General features: G+C 75.3%; 7 protein-coding genes. 3 read left to right on the top strand and 4 right to left on the bottom strand.

The features are described 5' to 3' along the window. The first annotated feature begins 129 nt into the window (after window positions 1-129). The gene (locus tag ACFU6K_RS25415) at window positions 130-1,431 is read left to right on the top strand and encodes an MFS transporter (RefSeq protein WP_380666696.1); all 1,302 of its coding nucleotides are present in this window, start codon (window positions 130-132) and stop codon (window positions 1,429-1,431) included. 199 nt (window positions 1,432-1,630) lie between these two features. Further along, on the top strand, window positions 1,631-3,085 hold the full coding sequence (gene gndA, locus ACFU6K_RS25410) for an NADP-dependent phosphogluconate dehydrogenase (RefSeq protein WP_380666694.1): 1,455 nt from the start codon (window positions 1,631-1,633) through the stop codon (window positions 3,083-3,085). A 57-nt stretch (window positions 3,086-3,142) separates the two neighbouring features. Here gndA and ACFU6K_RS25405 read toward each other — a convergent pair whose 3' ends face one another. Together ACFU6K_RS25405 and ACFU6K_RS25400 are read right to left on the bottom strand one after the other, a co-directional pair. Beyond that, window positions 3,143-4,531, bottom strand: a complete 1,389-nt coding sequence (locus ACFU6K_RS25405) for an MFS transporter (RefSeq protein WP_380666692.1) — start codon at window positions 4,529-4,531, stop codon at window positions 3,143-3,145. A gap of 151 nt (window positions 4,532-4,682) precedes the next feature. After that, window positions 4,683-4,847 (bottom strand): hypothetical protein, encoded by a 165-nt coding sequence (locus ACFU6K_RS25400; RefSeq protein ID WP_380666690.1) that lies wholly within the window; start codon window positions 4,845-4,847, stop codon window positions 4,683-4,685. On the opposite strand from ACFU6K_RS25400, the gene ACFU6K_RS25395 reads away from it, so the two are divergent. After that, window positions 4,846-5,004, top strand: a complete 159-nt coding sequence (locus ACFU6K_RS25395; protein WP_380666688.1) for a hypothetical protein — start codon at window positions 4,846-4,848, stop codon at window positions 5,002-5,004. The genes ACFU6K_RS25400 and ACFU6K_RS25395 overlap by 2 nt on opposite strands. Window positions 5,005-5,039: 35 nt before the next feature. Here ACFU6K_RS25395 and ACFU6K_RS25390 read toward each other — a convergent pair whose 3' ends face one another. Further along, the gene (locus ACFU6K_RS25390) at window positions 5,040-5,777 is read right to left on the bottom strand and encodes a class I SAM-dependent methyltransferase (RefSeq protein WP_380666686.1); all 738 of its coding nucleotides are present in this window, start codon (window positions 5,775-5,777) and stop codon (window positions 5,040-5,042) included. 171 nt (window positions 5,778-5,948) lie between these two features. Then, a complete protein-coding gene (locus ACFU6K_RS25385) occupies window positions 5,949-7,172 on the bottom strand; it encodes an MFS transporter (RefSeq protein ID WP_380666684.1) in 1,224 nt (407 codons plus the stop codon). Between the last annotated feature and the right edge of the window lie 58 nt (window positions 7,173-7,230).

The raw sequence follows: 7,230 nt of genomic DNA, 5'->3' as shown, positions 1-7,230 counted from the left end.
GGTGGGCGTACGGGCCGCGCGACGGTCCTGCTCCCCGCGCCGGTGTCGGCCGCGGGGCGCGGAGGGGGCGCAACCAGCGGGCGGCTCCGGGCAGTTCGGCTTTCCTACCGCGACAGATCGGAGCGTTCGATGGGCAACGGCACACGTGGCGGCTTACTCCGCCGCCACCGGGACTTCCGGCTCCTCTGGTCAGGCGAGACAGCGGGGCGCTTCGGCCAGTCGGTCACGGTGCTCGCCGTTCCGCTGATCGCCGTGTCGACCCTGCACGCCGACACCTTCGAGGTCAGCCTGCTGAGCGCGGCGCCCTGGGTGCCGTGGCTGGTCATCGGGCTGCCAGTGGGTGTCTGGGTGGACCGGCTGCGGCGCAGGCAGGTGATGTTCTGGGCCAACGTCATCTGCTTCGCGCTCTTCGCCAGCGTCCCGGTCGCGGCGTGGGCCGGCGTGCTGGGGGTGACCCAACTGCTGCTCGTGGCCCTGCTCGCGGGCGCCGCCACGGTGTTCTTCCAGACCGCGTACACCGCCTACCTGCCGGACCTGGTGAAGCCGGAGGACCAGGCCGAGGGCAACGCCAAGCTCCAGGGCAGCGCCTCCGCGGCGCAGATCGCCGGGCTCGGCTGCGGCGGCCTGCTCATCCAACTCGCGGGCGCCGCCAACGGGATGCTCGTCAACACGACGACCTTCCTGCTGGCGACCCTCTGCCTGGTCGCCATCCGGCACCGGGAATCCGTACCCGAGCGGGTCCAACGGCCGCGCGGCGCCATGGCCAAGGAGATCCGGGAGGGGCTGGGACTGCTGTTCGGCGACCCCTTCCTGCGGAGCCTGGCGCTCTTCGGAGCGGCCTCCAACCTCGCCCTGACCGGGTACCAGTCGCTCATGGTCGTCTTCCTGGTCCGTGAGGTCGGCCTGTCCTCCGGCGAGATCGGCAGCCTCGCGATGGTCAGCGGCATCGGCGGTGTGCTGGGCGCCTTCGTCGTGCGCCGGGTCAGCGCCAGGCTGGGCACCGGCCGCGCCCTCCTGATGTTCGAGCTGGTGCTGCCGGCGCCGGCCCTGCTCATCCCGCTGGCCGGCCCCGGGTGGGGCCTGCTGATGATCGTCCTCGCCTACAGCGGGGTGGCGATCGGCATCGTGGCGGGCAACGTCCTCAAGTCCGGGTTCGTCCAGAGCTACGTCCCCAGCGCCGTGCTCGGCCGGCTCGTCGCGAGCTCGGCGTTCCTCAACTACGGCACGATGCCGCTGGGCGCCCTGCTCGGGGGCGCGCTCGGCACCTGGCTCGGCCTGCGCCCGGCCCTGTGGATCCTGACCGCGGGCGTACCGGCGGCGGCCCTCTTCCTCTACTGCTCCCCGATCCGCCGCCACCGGGACCTGCCGACCGGGCAGTTGCCCGGGCACCGGCCGCAGGCCGAGCCGGAAGCGGTCGAGGCGGTGCGCTAGGAGGCGGGGGCGGGGCACCTGAACGGGGGAGTCCCCCGCGCGGCGGGCGGGTGCGGCCGGTGAGCATGTAGTCCGACCGCCCGTGGCGCCGGGCCGGGTCCGTGGCGCGCGCCGGCGGGCGGACACGGCCGCCCCGGGAACCCGCGGCGCCGGCCCGCGAGCCCCGCTGGGGGACTCCCCGAGGAAGGAAGCACCCGCCATGGAGGCATCGGCACAGATCGGCGTGACGGGGCTCGCGGTGATGGGCCGCAACCTGGCGCGGAACTTCGCCCGCAACGGCTACACGGTCGCGGTGCACAACCGGAGCGAGGGCCGGACCAAGTCCCTGGTCGAGGAGTTCGGCCACGAGGGCGCGTTCGTCCCGGCCTGGTCGCCGCAGGAGCTGGTGGCCGCACTGGAGCGGCCCCGCAGGCTGCTGATCATGGTGAAGGCCGGCCGGGCCACCGACGAGGTCATCGAGGAGTTCGCCCCGCTGCTGGAGGCGGGCGACATGCTCGTCGACGGTGGCAACGCCCACTTCGCCGACACCCGCCGCCGGGAGCGGGCGCTGCGCGAGCGCGGCATCCACTTCGTCGGGACCGGCGTCTCCGGCGGGGAGGAGGGTGCGCTGCACGGCCCCTCGGTGATGCCCGGCGGCTCCGCCGAGTCCTACGCCGTCCTCGGCCCGATGCTGGAGCGGATCAGCGCCCACGTGGACGGCGACCCGTGCTGCACCCACATCGGCACCGACGGGGCCGGCCACTTCGTGAAGATGGTGCACAACGGCATCGAGTACGCCGACATGCAGCTCATCGCCGAGGCCTACCACCTGCTGCGGGAGGTCGGCGGGTACGCCCCCGCCGAGATCGCCGAGACCTTCCGGCGCTGGAACGAGGGGCGGCTCGACTCCTACCTGATCGAGATCACCGCCGAGGTGCTCGCCCACACCGACGCCGCCACCGGCGAGCCCTTCGTCGACATCGTCCAGGACGCCGCGGAGCAGAAGGGCACCGGGCGCTGGACCGTCCAGACCGCCCTCGACCTCGGCTCCCCGGTCACCGCCATCGCCCAGGCCACCTTCGCCCGGGTCGCCTCCGCCCGGGCCGAGCTGCGGGCGGCCTACCGGCCGCTGCCCGGCGGCAGCCGGCAGGAGCTGCGCCCGCACGAGGCCGAGCGCTTCACCCGGGACGTCGAGCAGGCCCTCTACGCGTCCAAGGTCATCGCCTACGACCAGGGCTGGACGATGATCCGCGACGCCGCGGCCGAGTACGGCTGGGACATCGACCTGGGGGCGGTGGCGCGGATCTGGCGCGGCGGCTGCATCATCCGCGCCGCGTTCCTCGACCGCATCCGCGCCGCCCACGCCGCCAACCCCGACCTGGTCAGCCTGCTCGCCGAGGAGCAGTTCGCGGCCGAGGTCTCCGACGCCCAGGCGGCCTGGCGCACGGTGGTGGCCGGCGCGGCCCAGCACGGCATCCCGGTGCCGGCCTTCTCCGCCGCGCTCGCCTCCTACGACACCCTGCGCAGCCCGCACCTGCCCGCCGCGCTGATCCAGGGGCAGCGCGACTTCTTCGGCGCCCACACCTACCGCCGCACCGACCGCCCGGGCAGCTTCCACACCCGCTGGGCCGAGCCCGGCCGCCCCGAGGTGCGGACGGACGGCGGAACGGCGTAGCCGTACGGCCCCGGCGCCCCCGGGAGGGCAGGCGTCAGGGCTTCTGCGGGGCGGGCCTCAGGGCTTCTGCGGGACGGTCTTCCGCTCCGCCGCCCGCTCGATCTCCGCGAGCACGTCGCGCGGGAACCAGAGGCTGCTCGCGCCCGCGAGGGCGACGGCCGCCGCGCCGACCAGCACCGGCACGATGCCGACCCGGGAGGCGAGCCACCCGCCGACGAAGGCGCCGACGGGCAGGGTGGCGGTCAGCACGGCCTGGAGGAAGGCGTTGACGCGGCCCAGCAGGTGGGCGGGGGTGACGAGTTGGCGCCCGGTGGTCATGGCGATCGACCAGATGGTGGCCGTCAGTCCGAACAGCAGCTGGTACAGGACCAGCACGGCGAAGGACAGGCCCAGGGAGGCCGCCGGGATGAGGAAGAGGGCGGCGCCCGCGCCCACGGCGCACAGCCGGATGGCCCGGGCCATGCCCAGCGCCCGGGTCACGGAGGTCGCGACCAGCACGCCGGTGCCCATGCCGACGGCGTACGCGGCGTAGACCGTGCCGAGCTGCCACGGGGACAGCCGCAGTTCCCGGTCGGCGTACAGGACGAACAGGCCGCCGCCGGCCCCGCCGCCGAGGTTGAGCCCGGCCGCGGCCAGGGCCTGGCGGCGCAGCAGGGTCTCGCGCCGGATGACCGCGAGGCCCTCCCGCAGGGCTTCGAGGCGGGAGCGCGCGCCGCTGCCCGCCTCCCGCGCGGACCGGTTCAGCGCGGCCGGCAGCGCGAGGAACAGGGCTCCGCCGACGAGGTAGGCGGCGCACTCGACCAGCAGCGCCGGGGCCGGGTCGATCAGGCCGATCAGGATGCCGCCGAGCGCCGGCCCGCCGATCAGGCCGATGGTCCGGGCCCCGGTGAGCGAGGAGTTGGCCGGCAGCAGGCGTTCCGGGGGCACCACGCGGGGCAGACAGGACTGCAGCGCGACGCCCTGCGCGGAGTTCAGTGCCCCGGAGGCGGCGGCCGCGACGAACAGGTGCGGCCAGGTCAGGCCGTCCAGCGCGGCGGCGAGCGGCACGCTGCCGATGGCGGGGACCTGCAGCCAGGACACCGAGACCAGCATCCGCCGCAGCCGGGCCCGGTCGACGGCCACGCCGATCAGCGGGCTGAGCAGGACGCCGGGCAGGTAGGTCATCGCCATCAGCGCCGAGGCGCCCAGCGGGCCGGCGTGCAGGTGGGCGATGGCCAGCAGCGGCAGCGCCAGCGCGGTGACCTGACGCCCCACCGAGCTGGTCATCTGCTCCGTGACCAGCAGCAGCAGCGGCCGGTGGCGGCGCAGCGGTATGGACTCCGGGGCCTCGGCTGGGGCCGGGGTCGCGGGCGGGCCGGGCTCCGGGGGTACGGATTCCGGGGGTCCGGATTTCGGGGGTACGGGCTCCGGGGGTACGGACGACTCCTCGGCCGTGGAGGATCCCATGTGTCGAACTCCTGTGTCGGGCACGGTCAGTGGCGGATGCGGGGCGGGAGCGTCACCGCCCAGCCCCGGGTGACGGGCACGAGGCCCTCGGACGCCAGGACGGACGCCGCCTCACGGCCCGTACTGCTGAGGTCGTCCGGGGCGGTGGGGGTCAGGCGGGCCCGGAAGGTGCCACCGGGTCGGGGTGGTCCAGGGCGAAGCGGGCCGAGGCGTCCGGGTCGCGGCGGTCGCGGACCCGGAGGACGTCCGGTCCCTGGGTGCGCAGGTCCCACGCGCGCTCGGCGGCCCGTGGCGGGAAGGCACGGAAGTAGTCCATGCCGATGATGTTGTCGACCGTGATGACGTGGAGCAACTCGTGCTGGTGGACGAGCCGTTCGATCTCGTACCATGCCCGGCTCGCGGCCGTGAAGAAGGCGTACGACCCGGCGAACGCCCTGCGCGGCAACCCGAACTTCCGGCCCGAGGGCGGGTAGGGGCAGCCGGCGTCGGCGGTCCGGGCCGCCCGGGATCAGTTCGGCGCGGAACCGCCCGGCCCGGCGACCAGCCAGTGCGCGGGCAGCTCGATCCGGGAGCCGTCGTCGGCGGACTCCGTGGTGGCCAGCGGCAGTTCGCCGGTGGCGAGGATGTCGAGGCCGGCCGCGCGGAACAGCTCCGGGAAGACCGCGTCGGCGACCTCGGCGGGGGCGAGCCCGTGCGAGAACACCGGGCGCAGCTTCGGCGGCGGACCGTCCGGGCTCCGGACGAGCTCGCCCAGCACGCCCTTGGCGGCCTCGGCGAGCTCGAACACGAAGGCCCGGCCGCGGTCCCCGAGCAGGATGCGAATGGCCTCGACCACCCGTGGGCGGTCGGCCGGATCGCTCTGGTGGATCACCCCGCGCACGTACACGTTGGCGTCGCCGAGGCGGTGGTGGAGCGCCCGGACGGCCTCGGGGTCGGTGGCGTCCAGCCGGGTGAACTCGGCCCGCCCGGCCGGGTCGCAGCGCCGGGCGAGGTCCAGCGCGGTGGTGGACAGGTCGACCCCGAGGGCGAGCGGGAAGCGCTCGGCGAGGAAGCGGGTCTGGGTGCCGTTGCCGCAGCCCAGGTCGACGACGGGCAGGGCCGGGTCGGCCAGGTGCGGGCGGAGCAGCGTGAGGTGGCGTTCGGCGCTGAGGGCCGGTTCCGCGTCCCAGATCACCGCGCCCGGTTCCTCGGGCGCGTCGCGCCAGAAGCCCTCCCAGGCGTCCAGGTACCGACTCGTCACGCTCATGGCGGAGGCCTCCGGGTGGTGCGCGGGGTGTCTGGCTCGTGTCTATCGGTACCCGGCCGGGGCGGCAAGCGGGTACGGGCGGGTGGCGGCGGGTGCGCGCGGGTGGCGTGCGGGGGGCGCGTACGGCGGCGCGTGGGGTCAGTGCTCAGGACCAGTGCTCAGGGCCGTTGCTCAGGGTCGGGCCCCGAGGTCAGCCCGCCCGGCGCGCGCCTGGCGCAGCAGGTAGAGGCCGGAGGCGGCGGCGAGCACCGCCATGCAGGCGGCGAAGACCAGGCCCGCATGGGTCAGGCCGAGCGGCCCGGTGAGCAGGCCCACCCCGATGACCGGGATCGAGATGCCGAAGTAGGCGACCACGAACAGTGCCGAGAGGGCGCCGCCGCGGTGCTCGGGGGGAGCGGCCGCGGCCACCTCGCCCACCGCCCCGCGCAGGCCCATGCCCTGCCCGGTGCCGCCGGCCAGGGCGCTGAGCACCAGCGGCGGCAGGCTCTCCCAGGCGAGCGAGGCGGCCAGCAGGGCCATCCCGGCGATCAGCACCAGGCAGCCCAGCGGCACCGCCCGGGCGGTGCCCAGCCGGGGCACCAGGAGCTGGCCGAGGGTGGAGGCGAAGAAGGCCGTGAAGACGACCAGGCCGACCACCGCGCGGTTGTGGACGCCCAGGCCGGTGGCGAGGAAGGCGGGGCTGACCGAGGTGAACAGGCCCAGCAGGGAGAACCCGGCGAACGCGGCGATCCCGGCCGGCACGAACACCCGGCGGACCTCCGGCGGCAGGGCCGGCCGGTCGGGCCGGGCCGTGCGCAGCGGACGGGCCCCGGCGACCGTCTCCGGCAGCATCCAGGTGAGGGCGAAGGAGGCCGCGAGCAGCCCCAGGTGCACGACGAACGGCAGGACCAGCGGGTACGGGGCGTACTGCGAGAGCAGGCCCGACAGCAGCGGACCGCAGCCGAGCCCGCCCATGTTGGCGGCGGTCGCGACGAAGCCCGCGCGGGCCCGGTGCCCGGGCGGGGCGAGCTCCAGCACGTACGCCGTCCCGGTGCCGGTGAACAGGCCCGCCGAGAAGCCGGACAGCAGCCGGCCCAGGCAGAGCAAGGCGACGCTGTCCGCGGCCAGGAAGACCACGGCGCTGGCGGCCGAGCAGACCAGCCCGCAGAGCAGCACGGGCCGGCGCCCGACGGAGTCCGAGACGTTGCCGATCAGCAGCAGGACGCCGATGACCCCGAAGGCGTACACCGCGAACACGACCGTCACCGTCAGCTCGGAGAATCCGAGCTTCTCCTGGTACAGGCCGTAGAGCGGGGTGGGCAGGGTGGTGCCCGCCATGCAGACGGCGAACGCGGCGGCGGCGACGAGGTGGCCCACCCGGGCCGTACCAGGCCCGGCGGTCCGACGATCGGTCATTCGCCCACCATAGGCGCGCACCCGGGACCGGGGCCGGGCCGTGCGGGGAGCGCTGCGC

The organism is Kitasatospora sp. NPDC057512, assembly GCF_042802135.1.
Taxonomy (GTDB): domain Bacteria; phylum Actinomycetota; class Actinomycetes; order Streptomycetales; family Streptomycetaceae; genus Kitasatospora.
The sequence above is the reverse complement of the archived record's forward strand: the minus strand, read 5'-3'. Positions and strand labels throughout refer to the sequence as shown.

Coding starts and splice junctions, on each gene's coding strand:
- ACFU6K_RS25390 (WP_380666686.1), bottom strand. CDS start 5,777: ATGAGCGTGACGAGTCGGTACCTGGACGCCTGGGAGGGCTTCTGGCGC.
- ACFU6K_RS25405 (WP_380666692.1), bottom strand. CDS start 4,531: ATGGGATCCTCCACGGCCGAGGAGTCGTCCGTACCCCCGGAGCCCGTA.
- ACFU6K_RS25415 (WP_380666696.1), top strand. CDS start 130: ATGGGCAACGGCACACGTGGCGGCTTACTCCGCCGCCACCGGGACTTC.
- ACFU6K_RS25400 (WP_380666690.1), bottom strand. CDS start 4,847: ATGGACTACTTCCGTGCCTTCCCGCCACGGGCCGCCGAGCGCGCGTGG.
- ACFU6K_RS25385 (WP_380666684.1), bottom strand. CDS start 7,172: ATGACCGATCGTCGGACCGCCGGGCCTGGTACGGCCCGGGTGGGCCAC.
- gndA (WP_380666694.1), top strand. CDS start 1,631: ATGGAGGCATCGGCACAGATCGGCGTGACGGGGCTCGCGGTGATGGGC.
- ACFU6K_RS25395 (WP_380666688.1), top strand. CDS start 4,846: ATGCCGATGATGTTGTCGACCGTGATGACGTGGAGCAACTCGTGCTGG.